This is a genomic window from Sphingobacterium populi (genome assembly GCF_001586775.1).
GTDB classification, from domain to species: Bacteria; Bacteroidota; Bacteroidia; order Sphingobacteriales; family Sphingobacteriaceae; genus Sphingobacterium; species Sphingobacterium populi.
Map to the genome: position 1 here is coordinate 17167 of NZ_LQXS01000005.1, position 26607 is coordinate 43773.

The 26607-nt window shown below is 41.4% G+C and carries 24 protein-coding genes; 11 read left to right on the plus strand and 13 right to left on the minus strand.

Translation table 11 applies throughout. The annotated features are described in order from the left end of the window. The first annotated feature begins 146 nt into the window (after positions 1-146). A complete protein-coding gene (locus tag A0125_RS12295) occupies positions 147-1409 on the plus strand; it encodes a DUF819 family protein (protein WP_066756614.1) in 1263 nt (420 codons plus the stop codon). 15 nt (positions 1410-1424) lie between these two features. Here the strand turns inward: A0125_RS12295 and thrC are convergent, their stop codons facing one another. The 3 genes from thrC to thrA are packed head-to-tail and all read right to left on the minus strand — an operon-like array spanning position 1425 to position 6228. Beyond that, positions 1425-2732, minus strand: a complete 1308-nt coding sequence (gene thrC / locus A0125_RS12300) for a threonine synthase (RefSeq protein WP_066756618.1) — start codon at positions 2730-2732, stop codon at positions 1425-1427. Positions 2733-2747: 15 nt separating this feature from the next. Then, positions 2748-3743: a homoserine kinase gene (locus tag A0125_RS12305; protein WP_082785029.1), complete on the minus strand. Its 996-nt coding sequence runs from the start codon at positions 3741-3743 to the stop codon at positions 2748-2750. A gap of 37 nt (positions 3744-3780) precedes the next feature. Continuing rightward, positions 3781-6228: a bifunctional aspartate kinase/homoserine dehydrogenase I gene (gene thrA, locus A0125_RS12310; RefSeq protein WP_066756621.1), complete on the minus strand. Its 2448-nt coding sequence runs from the start codon at positions 6226-6228 to the stop codon at positions 3781-3783. A gap of 436 nt (positions 6229-6664) precedes the next feature. Between thrA and A0125_RS12315 the strand changes: the two genes are divergently transcribed. Both A0125_RS12315 and A0125_RS12320 read left to right on the plus strand, forming a co-directional pair. After that, positions 6665-7240, plus strand: coding sequence for a C40 family peptidase (locus tag A0125_RS12315; RefSeq protein ID WP_066756624.1), 576 nt, complete (start codon positions 6665-6667; stop codon positions 7238-7240). A gap of 111 nt (positions 7241-7351) precedes the next feature. Continuing rightward, a complete protein-coding gene (locus A0125_RS12320) occupies positions 7352-7870 on the plus strand; it encodes a phosphoribosyltransferase family protein (protein WP_066756627.1) in 519 nt (172 codons plus the stop codon). A 1-nt stretch (position 7871) separates the two neighbouring features. Here the strand turns inward: A0125_RS12320 and A0125_RS12325 are convergent, their stop codons facing one another. The 3 genes from A0125_RS12325 to A0125_RS16185 all read right to left on the minus strand — a co-directional run bounded on the left by A0125_RS12325 (position 7872) and on the right by A0125_RS16185 (position 10048). Then, positions 7872-9317 (minus strand): lytic transglycosylase domain-containing protein, encoded by a 1446-nt coding sequence (locus tag A0125_RS12325; RefSeq protein WP_066756630.1) that lies wholly within the window; start codon positions 9315-9317, stop codon positions 7872-7874. A 141-nt stretch (positions 9318-9458) separates the two neighbouring features. Next, positions 9459-9677: a twin-arginine translocase TatA/TatE family subunit gene (locus A0125_RS12330; RefSeq protein WP_066756633.1), complete on the minus strand. Its 219-nt coding sequence runs from the start codon at positions 9675-9677 to the stop codon at positions 9459-9461. Between the two features lie 101 nt (positions 9678-9778). Further along, entirely contained in the window at positions 9779-10048 is a 270-nt protein-coding gene (locus tag A0125_RS16185; protein ID WP_231863233.1) for a murein hydrolase activator EnvC family protein, read from the minus strand. On the opposite strand from A0125_RS16185, the gene A0125_RS16190 reads away from it, so the two are divergent. Further along, positions 9948-10427, plus strand: coding sequence for a hypothetical protein (locus A0125_RS16190; protein WP_231863228.1), 480 nt, complete (start codon positions 9948-9950; stop codon positions 10425-10427). The two genes, A0125_RS16185 and A0125_RS16190, sit on opposite strands and share 101 nt — an antisense overlap. On the opposite strand, the gene A0125_RS12340 is transcribed toward A0125_RS16190, so the two are convergent. From A0125_RS12340 to A0125_RS15905, 7 genes are all read right to left on the minus strand, one after another. Beyond that, entirely contained in the window at positions 10359-11045 is a 687-nt protein-coding gene (locus A0125_RS12340) for a murein hydrolase activator EnvC family protein (protein WP_066756637.1), read from the minus strand. The genes A0125_RS16190 and A0125_RS12340 overlap by 69 nt on opposite strands. Before the next feature lie 133 nt (positions 11046-11178). After that, entirely contained in the window at positions 11179-11901 is a 723-nt protein-coding gene (locus tag A0125_RS12345; protein ID WP_066756639.1) for a DUF4292 domain-containing protein, read from the minus strand. A gap of 16 nt (positions 11902-11917) precedes the next feature. Then, positions 11918-13600, minus strand: a complete 1683-nt coding sequence (locus A0125_RS12350) for a tetratricopeptide repeat protein (RefSeq protein ID WP_197464874.1) — start codon at positions 13598-13600, stop codon at positions 11918-11920. Between the two features lie 267 nt (positions 13601-13867). Beyond that, positions 13868-14089, minus strand: coding sequence for a DUF6814 family protein (locus A0125_RS12355; protein ID WP_066756645.1), 222 nt, complete (start codon positions 14087-14089; stop codon positions 13868-13870). A 40-nt stretch (positions 14090-14129) separates the two neighbouring features. Beyond that, positions 14130-15674 carry an MFS transporter gene (locus tag A0125_RS12360; protein WP_066756648.1) on the minus strand — a complete coding sequence of 515 codons (1545 nt, stop codon included), beginning with the start codon at positions 15672-15674 and terminating at the stop codon, positions 14130-14132. A gap of 59 nt (positions 15675-15733) precedes the next feature. Continuing rightward, positions 15734-16624 (minus strand): hypothetical protein, encoded by an 891-nt coding sequence (locus A0125_RS15900; protein WP_197464875.1) that lies wholly within the window; start codon positions 16622-16624, stop codon positions 15734-15736. Beyond that, entirely contained in the window at positions 16609-17118 is a 510-nt protein-coding gene (locus A0125_RS15905) for a hypothetical protein (RefSeq protein ID WP_197464876.1), read from the minus strand. The genes A0125_RS15900 and A0125_RS15905 overlap by 16 nt, the downstream gene beginning before the upstream one ends. A 314-nt stretch (positions 17119-17432) precedes the next feature. On the opposite strand from A0125_RS15905, the gene rplM reads away from it, so the two are divergent. The 7 genes from rplM to A0125_RS12400 all read left to right on the plus strand — a co-directional run bounded on the left by rplM (position 17433) and on the right by A0125_RS12400 (position 26587). Then, positions 17433-17876: a 50S ribosomal protein L13 gene (gene rplM, locus A0125_RS12370; RefSeq protein ID WP_066756651.1), complete on the plus strand. Its 444-nt coding sequence runs from the start codon at positions 17433-17435 to the stop codon at positions 17874-17876. A gap of 11 nt (positions 17877-17887) precedes the next feature. Next, positions 17888-18274, plus strand: a complete 387-nt coding sequence (gene rpsI, locus A0125_RS12375; protein WP_066756654.1) for a 30S ribosomal protein S9 — start codon at positions 17888-17890, stop codon at positions 18272-18274. A gap of 18 nt (positions 18275-18292) precedes the next feature. Then, on the plus strand, positions 18293-19105 hold the full coding sequence (gene rpsB / locus A0125_RS12380; RefSeq protein ID WP_066756657.1) for a 30S ribosomal protein S2: 813 nt from the start codon (positions 18293-18295) through the stop codon (positions 19103-19105). Between the two features lie 176 nt (positions 19106-19281). Then, on the plus strand, positions 19282-20118 hold the full coding sequence (gene tsf / locus A0125_RS12385; RefSeq protein WP_066756660.1) for a translation elongation factor Ts: 837 nt from the start codon (positions 19282-19284) through the stop codon (positions 20116-20118). A gap of 728 nt (positions 20119-20846) precedes the next feature. Then, positions 20847-24008: a SusC/RagA family TonB-linked outer membrane protein gene (locus tag A0125_RS12390; protein ID WP_197464877.1), complete on the plus strand. Its 3162-nt coding sequence runs from the start codon at positions 20847-20849 to the stop codon at positions 24006-24008. 91 nt (positions 24009-24099) lie between these two features. Next, the gene (locus A0125_RS12395) at positions 24100-25893 is read left to right on the plus strand and encodes a RagB/SusD family nutrient uptake outer membrane protein (protein WP_066756663.1); all 1794 of its coding nucleotides are present in this window, start codon (positions 24100-24102) and stop codon (positions 25891-25893) included. Positions 25894-25909: 16 nt separating this feature from the next. Next, the gene (locus tag A0125_RS12400) at positions 25910-26587 is read left to right on the plus strand and encodes a DUF3823 domain-containing protein (protein WP_066756665.1); all 678 of its coding nucleotides are present in this window, start codon (positions 25910-25912) and stop codon (positions 26585-26587) included. The last annotated feature ends 20 nt before the right edge of the window (positions 26588-26607 follow it).

Here is a 26607-nt window from a genome sequence, read left to right on the forward strand (position 1 = left end):
GTCGTTACTGCATGCCCATGTATACGTAAGGTTAAGGTTGTATTTTCACCAAACTATGACTATCGAAAAGGTGCACAATTTTTAAAAAACTATTTGCTGATATAAAATCACTACATTCAAAATAAATAAGCAAATTAAAACTATCCATGCAAATTCCAATACTATACGTAACTGCTGTTATTACTGATCAGGCAGTCATTCTCGGAATATTATTATCGATTTTAGGATTCGTATTTTATAGTTCTTCGCTACAAAATAAATATGTCGTCGGGTTTTACCGAGTTATTCCACCGCTATTGCTATGCTATTTCTTACCAGGAATCTTCAATTCGGCTGGTGTTTTTGATGGTGCTCAATCTCCCCTACCGCAGATTGGCAGTCGATACCTATTACCATCATGCCTCATTCTATTCTTATTGAATCTGGATTTTAAAGAATTATGGTCTTTACGTAAGCGCGCTGGCATCATGTTTATTACTGGGACTGTAGGCATTATAATCGGTGGCCCGTTTGCTGTATGGGTAACAGCTCTTTTTTCTCCAGACACGGTTGGTGGTGTCGGCGCTGATGCGGTTTGGCGTGGTTTGGGTACGTTAGCAGGTTCGTGGATTGGTGGTAGTGCCAATCAATTGGCGGTTCGAGAGATTGTGCAACCATCTACAAAGCTTTTCTCGGCGATCATCGCGGTCGATGTATTTGTGGCATATCTGTGGATGGCTGTCTTGCTGTACGGTGCTTCGCGGTTTGAGCGAATAGATCGCTGGTTTAGGGCAGATAGTGCCGATGTGGTTTTGCTCACTGCAAAAATGCAGCAGCGAGAACAGCAAAATAAGCGTAGTCCCGAGGTCAAAGATTTGATTCTAATGCTCAGCTTTGCACTAGGCGGTACAGGTTTAGCCACTTTTCTAGCGGAGCCAATCGCGATATACGTCCAAACACATCATCCCTCGCTAGCCAATCTATCTTTAACTAATACCTTCTTTTGGATTATATTATTTGCCACGCTCATCGGTATTGGACTTTCTTTTACTTCCGCACGTAAACTGGAATACGCTGGTGCCTCCAAGTTAGCAACTGTTTTGCTATACCTACTCATCGTCACCATCGGTATGCAGATGGATATTATGGCCATCAGCGATAATCTGGGATTATTTTTTGTAGGTTTTATATGGTTGTTGTTTCACGCAGTGTTGTTATTTATTGTGGGCTGGTACTTTAAGATACCTTTCTTTTACTTCGCATTGGGCAGCATGGCCAACGTAGGAGGCGTAGCTTCGGCCTCATTGACAGCTTCAGCTTTCCACCCTTCGTTGATCTCCGCGGCTGTAATTTTATGCGTATTTAGTTACGCGATTGGTACGTATGCCGCTTGGCTGACGGCCTTATTGATGCAAATGGTATCTCCCTAAGGCGCGATTTTAATTTTATTTATTGCTCATTAAATATTGCTTGAAAGTATCATAATTGGCGGACATCGATATAGCTTGCTTTTCTTTGCTATCGAAATGTTCGGCGCCTACAGGTAGCTGCACGTGCTGAAATACATCTGCAGGGATCGCATCTGGAAATTTGCAAGGATGTGCCGTCGAAAGTAGCACAGATGCATATGTTCCTGGATATTCTCCGCGATGTGCTTTAGCTGCTAGATACGCTATTGCTGTATGCGGGCAGGCCACATAAGCATACTTATCATATATCTCTTGTACGCCTTTTAGCGTTTCTTCATCATTGTACGTGTAGGTCCGAATCAAATGTTGTAAAGCCGATAAATCATGATCAAAGAGATCTTGAATACGCACCCAATTGCTTGGATTTCCTACATCCATCGCATTGGCCAAGGTTTGTACCGATGGTTTTGGTTCGTACTTGCCTGAATTTAAAAAACGAGGTACCGTATCATTGGCATTGGTAGCAGCAACAAAGTTTTTTACTGGCAAACCCATTTTATAGGCAAGCAATCCGGCTCCAATATTTCCATAATTACCACTTGGCACCGTAAACACGACCTCCTTAATACCTTGCAAGCGTAGTTGTGCATATGCCCAGAAATAGTAAAAGGTTTGCGGAATTAGTCGAGATATATTAATAGAATTGGCGGAAGTTAGTCGCAATTGTTGGTTCACTTCCGAATCATTGAATGCTTGCTTTACCAAAGCCTGGCAATCATCAAATGTACCATCTATTTCTATAGCACGTATATTTTTTCCGTTGGTAGTCAACTGTTGTTCCTGCACTTTAGAAACTTTGCCTTTCGGATAGAGAATCGTGACGCGTGTGCCAGGTACATCTAGAAAACCTAGCGCCACGGCACCGCCTGTATCGCCAGAGGTAGCCACCAATACGTCCAACAGTTGATCGTCTGCTTTGGAGAAATAGCCCATAATCCGACTCATGAAACGTGCTCCGAAATCTTTGAAAGCAAAGGATGGGCCATGGAATAATTCGAGTACACCGGTCTCGCTATCCAAAAAGTGGATAGGTGCGTCAAAATTAATAGCATCTGCCACGATATCTTTCAACGCTGCTTCGGGGATATCTTCACCTACATAAAGTTTTGCAATTTCTAGCGCAATATCTTGCAGGGAATATTGCGTGATATTTTTGATAAACAAGGGATCTAATTTGGGAATCTCTTCGGGCATATATAATCCCTTATCTGCGGGAAGTGAGTGGAATACCGCATTTTTAAAATCAGTGCGTAACGCTTTATTATTGGTACTGTAAAATTTCATCTTCTGTAAACTTATTTAATCTAATAATCTTGGACCTTCTGTATTTACGGCTGAAACGTAGGTATTACAATCTATCTCCTGCTTATCAAGGTGGTTCTTTATTGCAATAGTGATAGTTTTCGCCACGGCTTCGCTTTGCGTAATCGCCACTACAGATGGTCCAGATCCTGAAATACCAAAACTCAAAGCACCATATGACATCGCAATGGCCTTCATCTCCGCAAATTGCGGAATCAGAATAGCACGTACTGGCTCGATGATCACATCTTGCATGCTACGGCCGATCAACGCAAAATCATTTTGGTACAGACCTGCAACCAATCCTGCCACATTGCCCCATTGCACTACAGCATCCTTTAGTGGCACACGCTCCTTGATGAGCTGTCGGGCGTCTCTCGTTGGCACATCTACATGTGGAAATACTATTCCTGCATACATTCCTGCCGGAACAGGCAATGGCACAATATCTAAAGGTTCGTAGGAGCGAATAAGGGTTATTCCACCCATCAAAGCCGGAGCGACATTATCGGCATGCCCATGTCCGCAGGCCAACTTTTCGCCTTCTATGCAGTACGGCAATAGTTCTTCTTTGGTTAATGGATTTCCTAATAAGGCATTGACCGCAAATACGCCGGCTACGGTACTCGCCGAACTAGATCCTAATCCGCTTCCGATCGGCATGTGCTTTACCAATTCGATTTCGACACCAAATTCTTCTGCCAATCCCAAATCCTCCAACACTTTCATAGCGCACGCGCTAACCGTATTTTGCTCCGGATCGAGAGGAAGTCGACCATCGTCGCCCTTAATCGACGTAATTCGTACGCCCAGCTGCTTGACTTTCGTCATCGTCACCTCGTCGCCAGGAGCCTCCACTGCGAAGCCCAAAACATCAAACCCGCAGATCATATTTGCAACAGTAGCCGGAGCGAATACGCGCACTTGATTCAAAATATTATCCTTATTTATTCGCTGATCTACCATGAGCTCCGCACTTTTAACTTCATTCATATTTTATCTTTTTAGTTAGGTACTTTGATCTTATTATTTATGCACCGATGTTTACCAAATCGGCAAATACGCCTGCGGCGGTGACCTCAGCACCAGCACCAGGTCCTTTTACCACCAATGGACGCACCTTGTATCTGTCAGTTGTGAAAGAGATGATATTGTCGCTACCAGATAAGGAGTAGAAAGGATGATCAGCCCCCACCATTTCTAACTCGATGAATACTTTTCCATTAGCCAACTTGCCAATATAACGCAACACTTTATCCTCTGCCGCTGCGCGATCGCGCAGATCGTTAAAATACGCATCTGATTTCTGTAGCTCTGCGTAGAAATCGGGCACCGAAGTCGCTGCCAAACATGATTCTGGTAGAATATTCCCTAAAACCACATCTTCTGGTTCGATTTCGTGCCCGGCATCGCGAGCCAGAATCAACATCTTACGCATAAAATCTACCCCGCCTAGATCGTCTCTCGGATCCGGCTCTGTGTAACCTAGCTCTTGAGCTTGCTTGACCACGTCATAGAATGATACGCCATCTACGAAATTATTGAAGATATAAGAAATCGTTCCTGATAGGATTGCTTCGATTTTGAGTAAGCGATCGCCACTCATCATCAGATCCTTGAGCACTCTAACGATCGGCAGTCCGGCTCCCACGTTGGTCTCGTAATGGAAATCAACGCCATAGCGACGCGCAGTATCACGCAACAGTTTATAATTGGTAAAGGACCCTGAATTCGCGATCTTGTTGCACGTAACGATGGAGATACTTGCTTTAAAAATCTCCTCATAGTAAGTAGATGGCAACGCACTTGCTGTATTATCGATAAACACGCAGTTTGGTAGATTGAACAGCTTCATACGCTCTACAAAGATGGCCAGATCCGACACTTCACCTTGCTGCTCTAAAGTGGATTCCCAGGCAGAAAGATCAATGCCCGTGACATCAAAATGCATATTTCGGGAGTTGGCAATACCTACCACTTTGATATCAATATCATTGTGTTCTACAAGAAAATCATGTTGCTCCCGCAATTGCTTATACAGCGTAGCGCCGATATTACCAGTACCCAAGCTAAAGACATGTAATGTTTTATTTAACCGAGCGAAAAACGCATCATGTACTGCATTAAGTGCTTTCCCTAAGTTTTCTTTATCGATGATGACGGAGATATTTAACTCAGAGGATCCTTGCGCTATCGCACGCACATTGATTCCATTGCGCGCTAGTGCTTGAAATAGTTTGCCCGACATGCCGGGTGTGCGTTTCATATTTTCGCCCACGATCGCCAATACGGAAAGTCCTGATTCGGGCTGCGGCAAGATCAACTTACCCGCAGCGATCTCCAACTCAAACTCTTGATAAATTAATTGCTGTGCTTTGTGCGAGTCTTGCGGGCTTACCGCAAAAGTAATGCTATGCTCAGAAGAAGATTGTGTAATCAGGATTACATTTATTTGCTCGCGCGCCAGTAAACTAAATAACCGACCACTAAATCCCGTACGGCCAATCATCCCGCTACCAATCATATTAATGACCGAGATATCGCCGATAGACGAGATACCTTTGATCGGATACGGAGATTTCTCACTTTCGAACTGTATAACCGTACCGTCAAAATCTGGTTTAAACGTATTACGAATTACAATCGGTATCTTTTTGGTAAATGCCGGTAGCATCGTTGGCGGATAGATCACCTTCGCACCGAAGTAAGACAGCTCCATAGCTTCTGTGTACGATAGTGTGGCCAACGGAAAAGCTTTAGATACTATGCGTGGATCTGCCGTAAGCATACCATCTACATCTGTCCAAATTTCGATGCGCTCGGCATCTAGTGCTGCTCCAAAAATTGCTGCTGTATAATCAGAACCACCTCGGCCTAGCGTAGTAACTCGCCCAGCTTCGTTCGATCCGATGAATCCAGTCACAAAAAGTAATTTATCGGCATGTGTATAGCTCAGCGCCTGAATTAGTGGTATAGTACGATCTTGATCTACATTCGCCTGTCCAAAATTAGAATCAGTCTTGATGTAAGATGAGGCATCTATAAAAGCGACATCGGGAATTTCTTGTTCCATGATCTTCGATACCAAGTAGGTTGAGCAACGCTCTCCGTAAGAGATCAACAAATCCTTACTTTGTAAACTTAACTCCTGCAATACGGCTACGCCTTGCAGCAGCGCATCGATTTCATTAAATAAAAGTTTAAGACGTGTGAATACCGGATTCTGCAACTTAACTGGAAGCAATTCCTTCACCACCTCAAAATGTAGTGACTCCATCTTCGAAAGCCCTTCCTCAAAAGGATTTCCAGAGGCAGCATCTTCTGCCATAGACTGTAGGGTATTGGTAATACCCGACATGGCCGACAAAACGATAATCGGCTTCTCGCCTGCTTCGTATGATTTCTTAATGATTTTTAGTACAGAGCGAATACTCGCTACCGATCCAACAGATGTGCCTCCAAATTTTAAAACTTTCATATATTTAATAATCACGATAAATAAACACCATAAAAAAAGCCTCCCTCTTTTCGGAGGAAGGCTTTTGTATAACTTAAGTACGTTGAATCGCTACCATACAAAAACTTCCCCCGGCAAACTAATCCCGGTGGTAATAATTGTAATAATAGTGATTGATGAGCGCATGGCAAATAAAATTCTTTCAACAAATAAAGGGTATTATTTTAAATAATCCAAATAATTAGCAGAAAATTAAACAAATATTTAATTTAAGTTATTTAGCTAATTCTTTTTAGCACATGTATGGGATAAGTACGTGATTGCGACAATTATCATAGAATTGAAATAATTTCTCTTGCAACTCGCGTATCTATACATTACATTTGTGGTAAATACATAGAGAGTTGGGGGATTTACACCTAATGATCCATTTATTCATCAGCGAAAACGCGATTTAATGAAAACAAAGAAACTAGTAGCAGCAATGCTTTTCATAGGCTTATGTCTAGTGTCGCAGGCACAAACTAATCAAACAAAATCCTCTGATCCGGATAATCTGGCCAAAGAGTACTTTTCACAAATTATGGGCGTCGCTGTAAACGCTACTACCAACACCAAGCTTTATCAATTTGTATATGAGTGGATCGGCACACCTTATCGGTTAGGTGGCGACTCCAAGCGTGGTATCGATTGTTCTAAGTTTTCGTTGGCCGTATACGAAAATGTGTTCAATACAACCATCGGTTACAATAGTCGCAATCAGTATGCCAATGTAACTACTGTACAAAAAAATGACCTGCAGCCAGGTGATTTAGTATTTTTTAAAATACGGAGTAGAAGCATCACCCATGTCGGTGTTTATTTGGGAGACAACCAATTTGCCCATGCATCTTCGAGCAAAGGAGTGATGGTGAGTAATCTGGACGAAGCGTATTGGCGTCGCTATTACTTTAGTGGCGGACGCCCTAAGGTAGATCAAGATCGCGTTATGATGGCAAATATCGGTAGCGAAGAAGATAGCAACCTGAACTAAACAGCTCTTTTTACAGAGTTTTAAAATACTTTAAGTCTGAATGTGTGTCACATTCAGACTTTTTTATTTGAAAGATTTCCTATTTTTATAGCATTCAATCCCATTACAATTATGTCAGTGACAAAAACACTAGTTTTAAATAAAGAGCAGATCCATCAAAAATCTAAACGTATTGCATATCAGATTATAGAAGATAATTTTGATGAGACAGACATCGTACTGGTAGGGATTGCTGATAGAGGTTATGTATTTGCACAACGGCTACAGAAACTGTTGCAGGAAATTGCCCCAAAGATGAACATCGAACTGATGCGCGTGCAGATCGACAAACTCAAACGGCAGCTAGACGCCAGTGCTGATCAAGATCTGAGCCTTGCGCAAGATAAAGTAATTGTATTGGTAGACGATGTGCTGAATAGTGGTCGCACATTGGCTTATGGCTTAGGATTATTTTTAAATACGCCTCTGAAAAAGATGCGCACGGCTGTACTGATAGACCGTAGCCACCATTCTTTTCCTATTTTTAGCGATTACTTTGGACTCAAACTTTCTACTATCTTAAAAGAGCATGTAGAGGTAGAATTTGAAGAGTATGATGGTGTAGAAGCAGACGCCGCTTACTTATCGTAATTTAGATTCGACCTTTGCCACGAGCAACTTTGATTTTCTGACCTATCGATAGATGACTACTCTTAATATTATTGTCTGCTTTCAATTGTGCGATCGTTGCTCCCTTGTACCGAGAAGCAATTCCGGTTAACGTGTCTCCTTTTTTCACGGTGTGTACTACATAAGCTACTTGCTTGACTGGCTCGACCGTAGGTTTAGCTTTGTTCAGGTTCGACACCAGTCTTGTATCGACACGTGGATCTTCGGTTTTTTCAATCCAAAGTGTATTTCCCACGGCTACACTCTTGGACGAAAGATCGTTCCATGTTAGCAATTCTGCTACCGTAACGTTATACTTATTAGCTATTGTCGCCAGTGTTTCACCTGCTTTAACTGTATAATGAACGCCTTGAATATCCTTATCCTCGCCTTGTACGTCCGCTTGGTGTATAGCGATGTATAGCGAAGCATCATCTAAGTTCTCACGAATCGGCACGATTAACCTTTTTGGCTGAGCCACTGTGCCATTTACTTTTCCACGTTTAAATGCAGGATTATATGCTTGCATTACTTCTAATGAACAATCGACTGCTTGAGCCACCTGTTTCAGATCCACGTACCTATCTATCATCATGACTCGGTAAGGAAATTGTAAATCGGTCCTTTGAGCGACAAGCTGATGCGAATCAGCATGCTTCAACACATACGACATGGCAATAAATTTCGGAATATAATTGCGCGTTTCCTGCGGTAGATACGGGGAAAGTTCCCAAAATGTAGGTGCATGTAGTCCTGATCGCTGAATTGCACGTCGAACGCAGCCACGGCCACAATTGTAGGAAGCCAATGCTAGCAGCCAATCGTTGAACTCATCGTAAGCGCCCGTCAAATATTGGGATACTGCATATGTACTCAAATACACATCCTTACGCTCGTCTACGTAGCTATCTATTGCAAGATTATACCCTTTGGCTGTACCATAAATAAACTGCCAAGGGCCTAAAGCACCAGAGGAAGATAAAGTGTGTGGATTCAGCGACGATTCAACAACGGACAAGTATTTGACCTCTTCAGGTATGTTTGTTTCTGCAAAAATCTGCTCATATATCGGGAAATAGTATTCACTAAGCCCTAATAGCTTTTCCATGTAAGGCTTATAATTGGGCGAGATGTACTTATCAAGATATGATTTGACCAGATGATTATATTCTAGCGGAATGGTTTTTTGCATACGCTGAATGCGCTGTCCTACTACCACATCATCATGCGAAAAATTGATCTGTGCGCCATGCGCTTCTTTAATGGAATCGAGCTGCAGTGAGACGGACTCCCTCTCCTGCTCGAATTGTTTTTGGATGGAGTGCAACAATGGTTTTCGGAGTACGTTTCTTGTCCTTTTTTGAGCAATAGTCGTTTGTTGGAAAACCACTACAGAAATCAATAGTAATAATTTTATTTTATTGTCCATTATAAATCCGCAAGATTGATTTGTTTTAAATGGGCACCCGCCAGGATGCACACTGACCAGCATTAGAAACATAAAAAGCCAAAAAGTTCTGCTAAAGAAAAATTAGCAGAACTTTTTGGCCGTTATCTATCTAAGATCCTGTTATCTTGGATCGTTGATCGAGTCATTTCTTCTAGTATGAGTAGCGTCAGTATCTTCCGCAGTAGGCTCCTCGCGTTGCCCCTCTTTAAATTCCTTCACTCCTCTACCTAATCCACGCATCAATTCAGGAATTTTCTTCCCTCCGAAAAGGAGAAGAATGATGACGACAATAATGATAATTTCTTGCGTTCCTATAAACGCTAAATGTGCTGTATTCATAATATCTTTTCCTAATTACCTCATAACACTTATCCCAAATGTAGTCACTATCAGGGAATAATACTAATTTTTCAATTATTTTGTTACCAATGTAGTTTACTTTATCTCGCCAACCAACCGGATGGATCTTGCGGATTTTGACCTTGATATACTCCAAAGTTAAGTACTGGGTAGCCACGATCTGGGTCATCATCCACAGTACCGATGGTCTGTCCTCTCGATATTTTCTCACCTCGCCGCACAGAATGTGATTTTAAGTTAGAATACGTAGTGAAGAATTCACCATGTCTTACCACTACCAAACCAGGTAATGCTTGCGCTACCTCGCCATCGAAGACAGCCCTTACAGATGCATTTGAGCCGGTGCGAATTCCGACATCGAGATCATCGACTGTAACACCTCGTTCTACAGTTTTACGTCCAAATGCGCTAATAATATTTCCTTGTGCTACTGGCCAAGGTAGACGTCCACGATTCGATTTAAAATCTGCCGAAAGGCGCGTAGCTTCAGGTGTACTATTTAATACGTTAGAACCTGTTTTTTCCTCAATTTTTTTCTCTGCTTCTACTACCGTTGTACCAGAGCGCTTCGCTTCTGCTTCAGCTAGTTTACGGCGACGCTCTTCTTCTAACCGTTTTGCGGCAGCAACTTCACGTGCAATGGCAGTACGTATTGCTGCATCAAGTCGTTTTTTTCTCTTGTTGCTTGCTTGTCAATTGACTCTGGAAACCTCGCTCTTCGCGCACTAGTTTGCTTAGTTCTTGCTGGTGGTTCGACCGGTCTTTCGATATCACGTCGCGCTCTGCCCGCTGCTCAGCCAATAATTTGGCTTGTGTTTGCTTATCAACCTCTAGCTGTGCAAGCTTCAATTGAATTTCTTTTTGGGTCGCTTCGATCTCTGCGGCCTTTACTTTCCTAGCGTCATTAAATTGCTGTAGATATTTGACCCGCTTAAAACCTTGGTTAAAATCGCGAGAAGCGAAGATGAACATCATCTTGTTATATGCGTTCTTATTACGAAATGCAAAAAGTATCATTTTCTCATAATCTCTTCGCATCTTCTCCAACTCGGCTTCGAGAGCAGCTACCTCGCGTGTATTTTTAGTGATTTGATTGCTAATAATCTGCAACTCTTTATTAATCGTACTAATCTTATCTTCCCGCAGATTCAATTGCTTACTCAATGATGCAACTTCATTTTGGGAAAGTAACTTTTCCTGCAATTTAGCACGTAGGCCTTTCTGGAGCGTAGCAATTTCGGCATCTATTCTTTCTCTTTGCTTCTTCAGCTCAGCACTACTTTGTCCGAAACACAAAACCACTGCTAAACAGGCAAAAGCGATACTAAAGATTATTTTTTTGATCATAAGAGTTACCGGAACTAGCTATCCAATCATTTGTAAAGAGGCAAAATTAAGGATATTAATCAGTTATGATGACACGTATTCTGGTCTTTTTTTGATATTTTACGATATTTAACAGATCATCACCTTCTTTTTGTTAAAAGGGCATCTCCAATTTCTGGTTGAAGATCACTCTATTGTACTGCAGATCTGCTTTGACTTGCAACCCTTCTCCTTCTATATTTAGGATTAGGCGCTGTGGAAAAACATGCCCATCGAAAGACCCATATTGATCGTAAGACGCGTCAAGCACTTGGCCGAGTTGTTTATCTTCGATTTTCGTTGCATAAGGGCGATTCTTCGCATTCATCCCATATTGAAAGGTCACATTATCTTTGACTCCTGCAATAACGACATCATCCTCGCTACTCGCTACTTGTACTTGTGACGAACGCAATAAATCTGTAGACAAGTTGCCCACCAAAACATCTTGCAGTGATTTAAAGGTAATACCGGGATTGATGTAATGGTATACATAGGAAAATGGACGGGTGATCAATTCCTTTTTAGGGTATTTGGTTTGTATCTTAATACTATCTGGTGTAATCATCACGCGCGCCACCTCAATATTTAGTAATGCAGTGATGGATATCCAAATAGCCTTATCTCGATCGATCCGAATATGAGCGGTAGCATCATGGCTATTTTTGTCCATAGTTACTTTTGCTTTGGCCCGTCCTGAAAAGGTGAAGTAATCCAGATTACTCATCTCGAATGTTTTTATCGAGTTATCTGCGATCACATCAGCAGTGGGTACTTCAGTGGCTTTTACTGTTTGGCGGCGCGATGAGCACGAGGACAAAACAATGCTGGTAGTCATAAATGCACAAAAGCATTTAGTCAATATACTTTTTCTCACGAATCTTTTCCTTTAATTTATCTACATCTACAGACTTATCCTCATGTGCTAGGTTTAATGCTTTCTGCCATTGCGTTACAGCACTTTTTGTCTTACCTAATTCGGCAAGAATATCTCCATGATGCTCCAATAGTACTGCAGACGGCTTTTCGCCTTTCATAGCTCTCTCAATCCACGTTAGAGCCTCTTTAAACTTTCCTTGTTGAAACAACACCCAAGCATACGTATCCATAAAAGTGTGCGATGCTGGCTCTAATTCGGTCGCTCTTTGTGCATATTCTGCTGCCTTTTCTAGGTTCTCTTTGCGTACAGACCAATAGTACGCTAGGTTATTCAAAGCACTTGCATTTGTACTATCAAGAGCAATGGCTTCCTGATAGGCTGCATCAGAAACTTTAACCATATTTAGGGCATGATACAAATCTCCTAAAGAGCCGTATATCATCGATTTTACATAGTCATTTTCATTACTGCTATTATCTAGTGCTGCCTCAAGATATTCTCGAGCGGCTGTGGTGTCTTGATTGATGAAATAGGCAACTCCTGTGAAGTAAAATAGTACGGCATTATTTGGAAAATGAATCAGTGCTTCTTGTCCGTGCATAATACTTTCACTTAATTGATTGGCCGCCATCTCCACATTCATAAGTTTTCTCCAAGTATCTGCTTGGCGTGGGTTTATACCTAAGGATGTTAAATATAAGGATTTGGCCTCTGCCAAATTTTGGCTTTGCCAAAGGATATCTGCTTTAAAGTTATAATTTTCGGCAATGCGTGGATACTTCAATACCAGCATATTGGCCAAATCTTGCTTTTGTGGCAAGGTGAGCATATCGGGACTGGATGCAATCTGCGACATTACTCGATATTTTTCGGGATATGGAATGCTATCCGAGCGAAATGCGCTTTGCAATACGGAGTAAGTGTTTTGCTTTTTGTTCTGCTTATAATGAAAGTCAGCTAGATCAAAATACAAATTATCATTTTTTGTAATCGATAAACCATCTTCTAGCACTTTAACAGCCAACTTCCCATTACCAAGCTTTTCCTCCACGAATGCCAATGTACCATATACTTCGCGCAATGGAGAGCGTTGCTGATACCATTTTTCTAATATTGTACGTGCTTCTTTAAGTTTACCCATATCAATGAGTACCTCAGCCTTCACGACATCCAGTGTGTCAGAATTTCCGATTACTTTTGTGGCTTCATCGTATACGGCCAGTGCTTCATCGGATTTATCTGAGGCATGTAACATCAACATCTTCTCACGCAAAATAGCCGGATTATTAGGATAATATTGCAAAAGCTCATTCAATGTACGGACAATCGCTTCACCATCTCCCATCGATTTGTAGAGCCCGAGCAAATGGTTATTATAGGTCAAATCTTTAGGTTTTAGCCGAATAGCTTGTTGCGCAAATGGCAAACTAGTTTCTACATCACCCATTTGTGCGTATAATAATGATTTTGCGTAGTATGCTTCAGAGTAATCGGGATATTCTTGAATAAGGTTATCCAATAACTCGACACCTGCGTCTATCTGCCCGCTTTGAAGCAATTGTTGGAACTCAATTAATTTCTGCTGATACGCCGTATCAGGGTGTGTTTGTTGCGCTTCCGATCTCGTGAAGATGGCGAAGATTAACAAGATTGACAATGACAGTATTCTCTGAAAAGAACTTGTAAGCATATAATGATCGAACTAATATTACTGGAATTTCTTTAATTAAATTATCCTAAGATAGTTTAAACAAAAGTAAAATAATAAAGTTCGGTACGTTAATATGATTTTGAGTTTAGCAAAAAATTAACAAATTATCGCAAAAACCCTTATCATATCACCTGCGACTTCACTGAACTGACGGTCAGGTGTAAGAAAATTATTTTTTTAGGCCCTACTTAAATTGGAAAACGGCATTTTTCTTTACTCATCTTGTGTGTATTCTCCAATCAAGGCATAATAGCCAAATACCATAAGCCCGAGCACAATTAATGGCAGTAGCACAAACAAGATGATGATTCCAAAAACGAGGCCATCTTGCGTACCAGAAACGAATTTCGGCCAGCCAAAGGTAACGAGAAAATAACCCATGCCCAGAGCCAAGATAATCCAAACTATACCTAAAAATCTTTTTATCGCATTCATACTCATTTCATTTACATCAACAATTGAAAAAATAAATTCGTTAATCTGTATAGCGCGTGGTCATCTTTTTGGTGATATAGATCACACCGATTATGAAACAAATAGCACCTATAATAATCGGATACCAAAGTCCTTCTAGATAAAAATCGGCTTTACCCTCATTTTGCGCATTAGAAACGAAGTAGGTAGAGATCGCAGGCAACAAACCTCCAAAAATTCCGTTGCCAATATGATAAGGCAAAGACATCGAAGTATATCGTATACGTACCGGAAATAGCTCGACCAAAAAAGCAGCAATAGGACCATAAACCATCGTCACAAACAGTACTTGTATCCAAACCAGAAAGGTCAGAATCCATTTATCCGCGCTGTTCACCTCGATAGATTTGGCTTGTGCTATTTGTGTCTTTCCACTAACTATTTTTGAAACACCTTTCTCTAGATGCCATGTTCGAGTTTCTGTTACGACAGTACCGTCTTCAAAATACCGTATCGTGGTAAACACCGAATCTTGAATATCTCCTAACTGCTTTAGCGCCTGGTCTTCCGTTCGTCGTTCCACCATTTCAGTTTTGTTTTCCAGATTGGTCGTTTGGTACATTTTTTCATAAATCGCACGGTAGGACAAGATAGCAATTAGCATCCCCGACATCATCACCGCCTTTCGACCAATCTTATCGCTCAGCCAACCAAAGAAAATGAAGAAAGGTGTACCTCCTAGCAAGGCCAACACTAAAATAGTAATTACCTGTTCAGGATTTACGGACATCACGCGTTCTAGAAAGCTCATCGCATAAAACTGACCGGTATACCAAATCACTCCTTGCCCCATGGCTGCCCCAAATAAAGCAAGCAACACAAATTTGAGATTGTATCTGTTTCCAAAACTTTCTTTAAGTGGGTTAGTAGATGTTTTACCTTCCGATTTAGCTTTCGCAAAGGCTGGTGATTCGCTCATATTCTTACGGATCAGGTAAGACACGTAAACCATCAAGATAGACACCCAAAAAGGTATGCGCCAGCCCCACAAATCAAATTGCTCTGGCGTGAGCATAGTTCGGGTAAACAAGATGACTAGCAGCGAGATAAACAATCCTACAGTCGCCGTCGTTTGAATCCAAGACGTCCAAAATCCCTTTTGCCCCTTAGGCGCGTGTTCAGCTACGTACGTAGCTGCTCCGCCGTATTCGCCGCCCAAGGCCAAGCCTTGTAGCAAACGCATAAACAAAACAATAAATGGTGCGGCATAGCCAATCGTCTCAAAACTCGGCACGCAACCGATTATGAAAGTGGCTCCACCCATCAATAACAAGGTGACCATGAAAGTATACTTTCGGCCGATGATATCTCCTAAACGACCGAAGAACAACGCTCCAAAAGGACGAACGACAAAACCTGCCGCAAAGGTGGCTAAGGTCGACAGAAACGCAGCAGTTGGATTGTCAGCAGGAAAAAACTTAGTAGAAAGCACCACCGCAAGACTTCCGAATATATAAAAGTCATACCATTCGATCAATGTACCCATAGACGAAGCTGTAATAACGCTCCAAATACTACTTGGCTTACGTGGGATGGTGTTGTTCATACAATTTGGTTTTTATTGGTTGTTTAAAGTTATTAAATCTGATCAAATTATTTCTCAACTTACAGATAAATATGCAATTGCAGAATGAATTCACCACGAGAGCCATCTCGCTCACCAATGGCGCGATATACTGGCCGAGTAGAGTATTGTCCAGTGATTTTTGCGTGATGACCATCAAGTAACAAATTTGCCCCGATATCAAACTGTGAACTTGCAGATTGCAATTGTTCAAAGTTTTTGTACGAGTATGCACCAAAAGGTTGCAAACGAGCTTTTGGTTTTTCTTTCGTGGTTGGAATCAGATAGCCTGCCTGTGTATACCATATTTTTCCAGTACCAATCATTGGCTGTAGATTGCCGGGGCCAGCTAGCGCACGGGTACCGGTGAATTGCTGATCTTCTAGCGCGAGATTCATAATACCCAAATTACGCAAATAGTTTGGCCCCATATCGTAGTTATAAAAGACTGAATACATGGTCAAAGCAGCTTTCTTTTCGGGCATACCGATCGGCAAATCTAGAAATGCATCGGCTGAGAAGAGTCGAATATCATGTCTGTCGACTTCACCATTAACCATACTGCGAGTTGCTTTGGGCGCGCGATAAAAACCAGCTCCTAGGTTAAACACTTTTCTAGTACCAAGGTAAGAGCCAACCTTAAAAGGGAGTAAGTTTGATTCCCTTTCAAAAAACTGGTACTCCACATACCCAGCGGTCGATAGCCTTGTATTACCATTATTGTCCACCGCTATAGCTTGCTGCTTGCTAACAGCATCTGTAGGCGTGAGATTTGTTGCAAATGGTTTGTTGACGCTAAAACGATATTCCAAAGCAGCATATTTGCCCTTGGCAAAAAAGCCCATCTGCCGAGCGAATTGATCGGAATTCTCGATGAGCGGCCAGTTGAATATGGGCGCATCAACCGTCATAATATTTAGTGTCGAGGACATCGTAGCTCTAGAAAGCCCCATGTAATAATGTAAACCACCACCGAGGGATAAACTAAATGGCTGATCTGCGACGGCAATACGATGGCGTACTCGTTCCAAGCGTCGTGAAAGAAAATCCCTGGTTTTTTACCGGCGCCATTAGGGCCTGTGCCCTGAGCACCTGGACCAGGCACACCACCATTTACAAATGACTGATTATTGATTCCGACATGAGTAAATACTAAATAACGAGGAGTAAACTGGGCATACATCAACAAGCGTAAGCGCCTGTTTGCAATATCAAAACTATGATCAGCGGATTCGTCATTGATCATAGATCCCGGATTGTTTTGTATAGATCGTGCCCATATCTGGTTCCAAACGACAAAACGAATATATTTAGATCCTTCTTCATCAAGATTGAGTTTGATGCCCGAATCGTATTCCGACGATCCTTGTCCAAAGCTTGTCTGGCAGCACCAGAATATACAGAGAGTAGCGAGTACAATTTTCATGTATTATCAGAATAGGTTCTAAAATCGGTTGATCGTGAACTGGTATGTTGTATTGAGATCATCAACATACACTTAACACAAAACGAATATATAAATCTTTTTAATTAATTATTTAAATTTATAAAATATTTTATGAAGAAATTAGTTGGGATATCATCATATACGAACCGATACGTAGACCAACCTCACCATTGCAAAATAGATATGTGATTTATATTATAGGATGTAATAAATATTACTTACCTTTGCAGACCTTATTGTAGTGAGTACAGGAAGGAGAGCATTTATTAATTAATTTATTAAAACAAAAGCAAGTGAATACGTTAAGTTACAAAACTGTCTCTGCTAACAAAAACACCGTAAACAAGGAATGGATCGTTGTTGACGCTGAAGGAGAGATTTTGGGGCGCTTGGCAAGCGAGATTGCGAAAGTGATCCGCGGCAAACACAAGCCTACATTCACCCCACACGTAGACTGTGGAGATAATGTAATCGTTATCAACGCAGACAAAGTTAAGTTGACAGGAAACAAATTGGGCGACAAAGTATATGTTCGCTATACTGGCTACCCAGGTGGTCAACGTTTTGTTTCTCCAAAAGAATTAATGGCAAAGCACCCAGAGCGCATCATCGAGAAAGCGGTACGTGGTATGTTGCCTAAAAACCGTTTGGGCCGTGAGCTATTTAGAAACCTTTTTGTTTATGCTGGTTCTGAGCACAAACATGAGGCACAAAATCCAAAAACTGTTAAATTTTAAGGAGATTCATTATGTCAACAACAAATACTTCAGGTAGAAGAAAAACCGCTGTTGCCCGCATCTACTTAGCTGCAGGTAGCGGTAACATTACCGTAAACGGTAAAGACTACACAGTATATTTTCCAACATTGCCATTGCAATACATCGCTACTCAATCGTTGAACGTAGCGGAGTCATTGGCCAACTTTGATGTTAAGGTAAACGTACAAGGTGGAGGCATTAAAGGACAAGCAGAAGCTGTTCGTCTGGCAATCGCTAAAGCATTGGTAGAGTTAGACCCGGAAGTGAAACCAGCTTTACGTGCTAAAGGTTTGATGACACGCGATGACCGTATGGTTGAGCGTAAGAAACCAGGACGTCGCAAAGCTCGTAGAAGATTCCAATTCAGTAAACGTTAATCAAAGGAGGATCACAAAATGGCAAGAACAACATATCAAGATTTATTGGATGCAGGTGTGCACTTTGGTCACCTTACCCGTAAATGGGATCCGAAAATGTCTAAGTACATTTTCATGGAGCGTAATGGCATCCACATCATTGACTTGAACAAAACACTTACGAAATTGGAAGAAGCTGCTTCAGCTATCAAACAAATCGTAAAATCAGGTCGTAAAGTATTATTTGTAGCGACTAAAAAGCAAGCAAAAGAGATCATCGCACAACAAGCGAAAGATGTGAGCATGCCTTTCGTTACTGAGCGTTGGTTAGGCGGTATGCTTACCAACTTCGCTACAGTACGTAAGTCTATCAAGAAGATGTCTAACATCGACAAGATGCAAAAAGATGGTACTTACGACGTATTATCTAAAAAAGAAAAATTAATGATTCAGCGTGAGCGTATCAAGTTAGAAAACCTTCTTGGAGGTATTGCTGACCTAAACCGTCTTCCTGCTGCATTGTTCATCGTAGACGTTAAGAAAGAGCACATTGCGGTAGCTGAAGCAATGAAGTTGAACATCCCTACATTTGCGATGGTAGATACTAACTCAGATCCTACTAACATTGACTTCCCAATTCCTGCGAATGATGACGCTACTAAGTCGATCAATCTTATTGCAGAAGTAATTGGTAAAGCAATTCAAGAAGGACTTGATGAGCGTAAGCGCGATAAAGAAGATGAAGCTGAAAAAGAAGCAGCAGCTTCTAAAGCAGCTATCGATAACGGCGCAGAAGTTGCTGAAGAAGCGACTGCCGGAAAACGCACTCGTAAAGCAAAAGACGTAGAATAATCATTCTACCGACAAAAGCCGGACAGACAAGTGCTCGTTTCTGGAAGCTTCTGCTTCTGCAAACTAGCTTGCCTCTCCGGTTTTTACTTATTTATTATTAGGCTAACAATCAGTTCATATCGATAACCGATTTTGTTGGCCAAAACACAGATCTAAACTCAAAAAATAAACATATCATGTCAGTACAAATTTCTGCATCAGATGTAAACAAATTGCGTCAACAAACCGGCGCAGGTATGATGGATTGTAAAAAAGCATTAGTAGAGGCAAATGGTGACTTCGAAGCTGCTGTAGATTACCTTCGTAAGAAAGGTGCTAAAGTTGCTGCAAGCCGTCAAGATCGCGAATCTAATGAAGGTGTAATCATCGCAAAAGCAACTGCAGATGGTAAATCTGGAATCGTTGTTGAAGTAAACTGTGAGACAGATTTCGTAGCCAAAAATGCAGACTTCGTAGCTTTCGCAGAGAAGATCGCTGACTTAGCGTTGGCTAGCCAACCAGCTACCATCGAAGACCTTAAAGGTTTGGAGTTAGAAGGTCGCAAAGTTGCTGAATACCTGATTGAGCAAACTGGTGTAATTGGCGAGAAAATCGACGTTTCAAAATACGAATTAGTATCTGCTGATAAAGTTGTTGCTTATATCCACGGCAATTACCGTTTGGGTGTTTTAGTAGGTCTTTCTTCTGATGCTGCTGGAGTAGAAGAAGCAGGTAGAGATGTAGCTATGCAAATCGCTGCGATGAATCCTGTAGCTATCGACAAAGACGGTGTAGATTCTAAAACTATCGAACGTGAGTTGGAAATTGCTAAAGAGCAAATCCGTGCTGAAGGTAAACCAGAAGAAATGGTTGAAAAAATCGCATCAGGTAAATTGAACAAATTCTACAAAGAAAACACGTTGTTGAACCAAGAGTTTGTAAAAGATTCTTCGAAATCAATCGCTCAGTTTCTAGATAGCGTAAACAAAGGTTTGACAGTTACAGCTTTCAAACGCGTACAATTAGGCGCATAATCCTAAAGATAAATTTTGTTAGAAATCCTGTATCGAAAATCCGATACAGGATTTTTTTTGTGTACTGCAGCCCTGCACGTATTACCAATTGCCAACCAGTTGAGGTGCCGATCTTTTAGATCCAAACTACCAGATTGAACCATCTTTCGCTCATCAAGCGAAATTATACTCCTAAATCTACTTTTTCGAATGAGACGTAATGGCAAGTAATTGAGACACATGTGCTATTTTTTTCACCAGCACTTTTTGACATTTATCAATGGAAGATCGCTGCTACTTGCCCCTGTTTTCCTAACTGCTAACCCAGTAAACCAAGTATTTTTTTTGAGAAAATCAGTTTCCCAAAAGAGTATCAAAAAATGTGGTAATAAACGTCTGACATTGACTAATTGTTGTCGAGTTGATTACCATCAAACGCCAAAGATAAACTAAGTACAAAAATAACCATCTTATGAGAGCAAAAACCTTTTATTCTCTGACTAATGTGCCTGCTGTTACAGTGTTTTTGAATAATATGGATACAGCGTACCAATCTCGCTCGGGATAAATATACCTTCACAAAACTAATCAACCTTTCCTCTCAAATTGTATTCGATAGTCAGTAAAATCTTTAAACAAACTTGTTCATGCAAACATGAACAGGATGTGATTGCTAATAATTAACCTAATAGATTATGAATGTAAATGACTTTAACCTAAATCAATGGGTATGCTATAAAATGCGTTGTATGGGAGGCAGCATTAAACGCAAACTATTACCCATTTTCTGTCTGTACTTTTTATTACTTACCCAAACAGCACATGCGTGGGATAAGGAACACGCAGCATTAGAATTTGCCACCGTACAACGATCACTTACCGGTGTAGTTACAAATACTCAAAACACGACGCTAACCGGTGTAACCGTAACAGAAAAAGGAACTAGCAATAGTGTGACTACAGATCAAGATGGAGCATACAGCATCGTGATTAGAAATACGCAAAATGCTGTATTAGTCTTCCAATATATTGGACATCATCCAGTAGAACGTAATGTACCTGCAAACAACAATACACTAAATGTGGCACTGGAAGAAGACGAAACTGCACTTGAGGAAGTCGTAGTGACAGGTTTCGGAATGACCCAAAAGAAAGAGTCACTAACAGGATCGATCTCCGTCATCGGATCCAAAGATATTAGTAGATCTTTATCGCCTAATGTATCAGGAGCGCTTGTCGGAAAAATTCCCGGACTTAATTTTCGGCAAACCGATGGACGACCTGGCGCAACTACCAATATCCAAATCCGAAATATGGGTAGTCCATTATTCGTTATCGATGGTGTGCAGAAAGATGCAGCACAATTTAACAATCTAGATTTCAACGATATTGAATCTATTTCAGTACTAAAAGATGCCTCAGCAGCTATTTACGGTGTTCGCGCAGCCAATGGTGTTATCGTAGTTACTACAAAACGCGGAAGCCTCAACACCAAAAATACGGTTAGTTTAACTTCCAATTTTGGATTGCAAAACCTATCCACATTTCCAAGACCAGCAGACGCCGTAACCTATATAGAAAACTACATCCAATCAGAAACGGTACAAGGAATAAATAATTACAGATACTCCGCCGATGACTTAGCAAAATGGCGTACAGGTACAGAAAAGGGATATGAGCCATTCGATTGGTACGACTTCATTTGGAAAACTGCTCCACAAAACTATATCAATGCCAATGTTTCTGGTGGATCGGACAAGATCAGCTATTTTTTTAGTGTAGGTAATCTTAACCAAAAGGACGTAATTAAGAATTATGGTGGTTTCAATCGTACTAACGTACAGATGAACATCACCTCCAATATTTCGGATAAATTTCAGGTACGTGCCACCATGAATGCCAGACATCAGACCAAAGTAAATCCTGGTGTACCTGGTGAAGATGACTTGTGGCTACCGCGTTTCGCCACTTTTAGAAACTTACCTACTATTGGCCCTTTTGCCAATGGCAATCCTGCTTATCCAACATTAACGTCAAACGATCCGGGCACCAACTTCGGCTGGCTAACTTATGATCTCGCTGGAAAATTTAAAGATACCAGACGCGTTATCCAATTGAACTTTGACGCTTCTTATGAAATATTCGATGGGCTGAAAGCAAGAGGATTAGTCGGGTATTCTTATAACAATCAGCGACTGGAAAACCACGAATTTACGTATCAATTGTATGGTTATGATGAAGAAACAGATACCTACCCCGTAATTTTTCAAAACAATAATCCATGGCGCGAGCGCAGAATGGGACACGAGGAAGAGATGATCTCCAATATACAATTACAATACGATAAGAAAATAAATGGACACAATCTTTCTATTCTCACAGGTATGGAAAGTATTCTCCGGACAGAACCTACCAGTTGGCTACACACCATTCCAGATGCCAATGCGTTGAATTTGATTTATTTCCACAACATGGACCAATATTCGGATGTCGGAGACAATCCGCAAGCGCGATTGGGTTATATCAGTAAGATCAATTATGATTATCAAGGAAAATACTTGCTGGAACTGATTGGCCGACTCGATGGCTCTTGGAAATTTCCGACCAATGACCGCTGGGGATTTTTCCCAGGTGTAACGGCGGGTTGGGTTCCTTCGGAGGAAAATTTTTGGAAAAATAGCCGTGTAGGAAAGTTCGTCAATCACTTTAAATTAAGAGGCTCTTACGGAATCGTGGGACAAGATGATACGCCAGGTTATGCTCCATTTGATTATTTGGCAGGATATAATTACCGCCAAGGCGGGGCAATCATTGATGGAGAATATGTACTAGGTACGCAACCACGCGGATTACCAGTGACTACCCTTTCTTGGTTACGTGCCGAAATAGTAAATATCGCTTTTGATGCTGGCATGTTACAAAATCGTTTAACCACATCTTTCGAAGTCTTTCAAAGACATCTTACTGGCTTACCAGCTGCTCGATATGATGTATTATTACCTATGGAAATTGGATTTGGCTTACCCAACGAAAACCTTAATTCTGACAAACGTCGAGGTTTTGAAGGCGTGGTGCGCTGGACAGATCGAATTAATGATTTTACGTATTCACTGGGTGGTAACGTTACTTATTCGCGTTTTTACGATTGGAATCGCTATCGCCCACGTTTTAGCAATTCGTGGGATGAGTACCGCAGTTCGCTCGTACAGCGATATGGTTACCTTAATTGGGGTTTAGAATCAGCTGGCCAATTTCAAAGTTGGGATGAAATCGCTGGTTGGCAAGTAGACAACGACAGGCAGGGAAATCGTACGCTACGACCGGGTGATATTAAATATGTTGATCAGAATGGCGATGGTGTGATCAATCATTTAGACGAACGCCCTATCGGATATCGTCAAGATTCTACACCAATTCTCAATTTCGGTCTTAATTTTTCATTTGGCTATAAAGGTTTTGATTTGTCATTGGATTTTTCAGGAGGCGGCTTAAACACGTTCTACAAAGAATGGGAAATGCGTAATCCTTTTCATGATGGTGGCAATAATCCACAGTACTACTTTGACAACACCTGGAAACTTGCCGATATATGGGATGCAAATAGCGAATTGATTCCTGGGGATTATCCTATGCCACTCATTGGAAATAGTGCACACAGCAATTACTGGAACAGTGACTTTTGGAAACAAACTGTTCGATATATTAAGTTGAGAAATTTAGATTTTGGCTATTCACTTCCGCAGCGCCTTTTAGAACCACTTTCTATGTCTGGTCTTCGTGTATATTTTTCTGGACAGAACTTATTTACCTGGACAAACCTAATCGGAATTGATCCAGAAATGGATGCCACTAATGGCTTAGGTTACCCAACATTTCGCATCATGAATTTAGGCGTAAATATTAGGTTTTAATGTGTTGGTATAATCTGTATTAGTGTAAAAAGAAACGAATATGAAAACTACTTATAAATCAATTTTCAGAATAATATTGCTCGTTTGTAGCATGGCCCATCTTCAAAGTTGCTCAGACTTCCTAGAAAGGCAGCCCGATCAAATCCTTACCGACGACCAGATTTTTGGCGACAAAGTGATGATACGATCCGTATTGGCCAATTTTTATGGGCGAGTAACCTGGGGACAACATATCGGTGATTGGTACTCGTTTACTGTTCTAGACGAGGCAGGAAAATCCGATCAAGGACCTGACAATATGCAAAACTTCGGCAACTCGCACTGGCGTGTATCCAATTATGAATTGATACGTAACTTCAACCAGTTCCTAAAAGGCCTGCGCGCATCAACCGTGCTGAGCGAGAGCGAAAAGCAAGAGTATGAAGGTGAGGTTAGGTTTCTTCGTGCATGGACTTATTTTAATATGTGTCGCGGACTGGGAGGTATGCCTATTGTCGGAGATGAAGTATTTGAATACATGAGTGGCATGGATGTGGGCACCTTACAATACCCACGCGCTACCGAAGCCGAAATGTATGATTATATTATCGCTGAATGCGAAGCAGCTGCGCTTATGTTACCTGCAAGTACTAATACTAATGCTGCACGTGCCAATCGGTGGGTAGCGGTGATGTTGCAAGCCAGATCAGCAATATACGCTGGCTCGCTGGCGAACTACAACAATAAAATGACAAGCCCAATCCGCACATCAGGCGGTGAAGTAGGGATTCCAGCAAATTTAGCAAGTACCTATTACGAAAAGGCATTGAAAGCAGCACAAGAAGTGATCAATACGAGTCCTTATAGCTTGCAAATGACTAAGCCAGATGATTTAGAACGCAATTTCTATGAGGCGCTTAGCGTCAAAACTAATAATACCGAAGTGATCTGGGCGCGAGATCACGGATATCCAGGCGAAGGGCAACAGGTGAATTTTACAACAATGAACATTCCCGGATCACATGCCGAAGATATTGATCGTGCTGCTGCTGGTCCGATCTTAAATCTAGTAGAAGATTTTGAATATGTAGATAATCGGAATGGAGATATCAAAATTAGAGATGAGCAAGGTAATTTTGTTTTTTACGATGATCCATTGGACGCTTTTGCCAATAAGGATGCGCGTTTAGGTGGCTCGGTCATCTTACCGAATGCATTATTTCGGGGTACTGCCGTCGAAATTCAAGCAGGACACAAAGTGTGGAACAATGGCACTTGGCAAACTGTGACAAGTACGCCCGGAGAAAGGGACAATGCCGGCAGAATAATAACATCTGCCAACGGACCAAATCGTTCTAACGAACAGTTCATCAATAAAAGCGGATTTTTCTTCCGCAAGTTTTTGGATGAGACGCCAGGCGCTTCCACTCGAGGGCGCAACAGTGATATGTGGTATCCAAGATTCCGCTTTGCCGAAGCAGTATTAATCGCTGCAGAAGCTGCTATGGAATTAGGACAACAAAGTATCGCACTTGGCTATATCAACCAGGTTCGCGATCGTGCCGGAATTCAACATTTGACCGCTATTTCCATTGACGATATCATTCAAGAACGCCGTGTAGAATTTGCCTTTGAAAACCATCGCTATTGGGATTTGAAGCGTTTTCGCCGCGCACATATTATCTGGAATGGCGTGGTAAACAGCACTACCGCTCAGCACTGGGCTTTGTTTCCTTACCTTGTGGTGGCTCCTGGCACGCCAAATGACGGGAAATATGTGTTTGATCGCCTAACATTCAGTAACTCGTTACACCCAAGATTTTTCGAATTGCGCAACTACTATAACTTTATTGATTTGGGTTGGCAAAATGCAAACCCAAAGATTGTACTAAACCCTTTTCAGTAGCATGTTAATTTAGATTATGATGAAAAAAATATTATATACCCTATCCCTCTGTAGTGTACTAACGATGACCGGTTGTGGATTGGATAATCGCGACGAACCTGAATCAACCATTCGCGGACGAGTTGTTTATGACGGCGAACCGGTTGGTGTACGAGGTACAGGTGAAGCTGTACAATTGCAACTATTTCAAGACGGATATGAATTACGAAATCCCGTCCCTGTGTACGTTACACAAGACGGAAGTTTTGAAATCAAAATTTTTGACGGAGAATACAAATTAGTGACAAGGAATAACAATGGTCCTTGGGTAAACGATCGAGATACGACTGTCGTCCGTCTTCAAGGCATGGCCAATGTCGATATTGAGGTTACGCCGTTATTTACGCTATCTAATGTGGCGCTCTCACTAAGTGGAGGAAGTTTGTCTGCAAGTTTCCAGGTTGATCAAGTTACCCAAGGATGGGATATCGATTATGCAACTATTGTAGTTGGAAGAACATTATTTGTGGATGATGTTTCGTACACCGCTCGGCGTGATCTGAGAGATATAGACACGGGTGTACTTACGACCGAATTATTGGACTTGACCGAAAATGCTGATTTCAAAAATGGTAGAGCACTTTATGCTAGAGTTGGACTACGAGCAGCGGGTAAAGATCAATCTATTTATTCGCAGGTAATAAAAATAAGGTAGCTCACCTAGCACAATAAGTG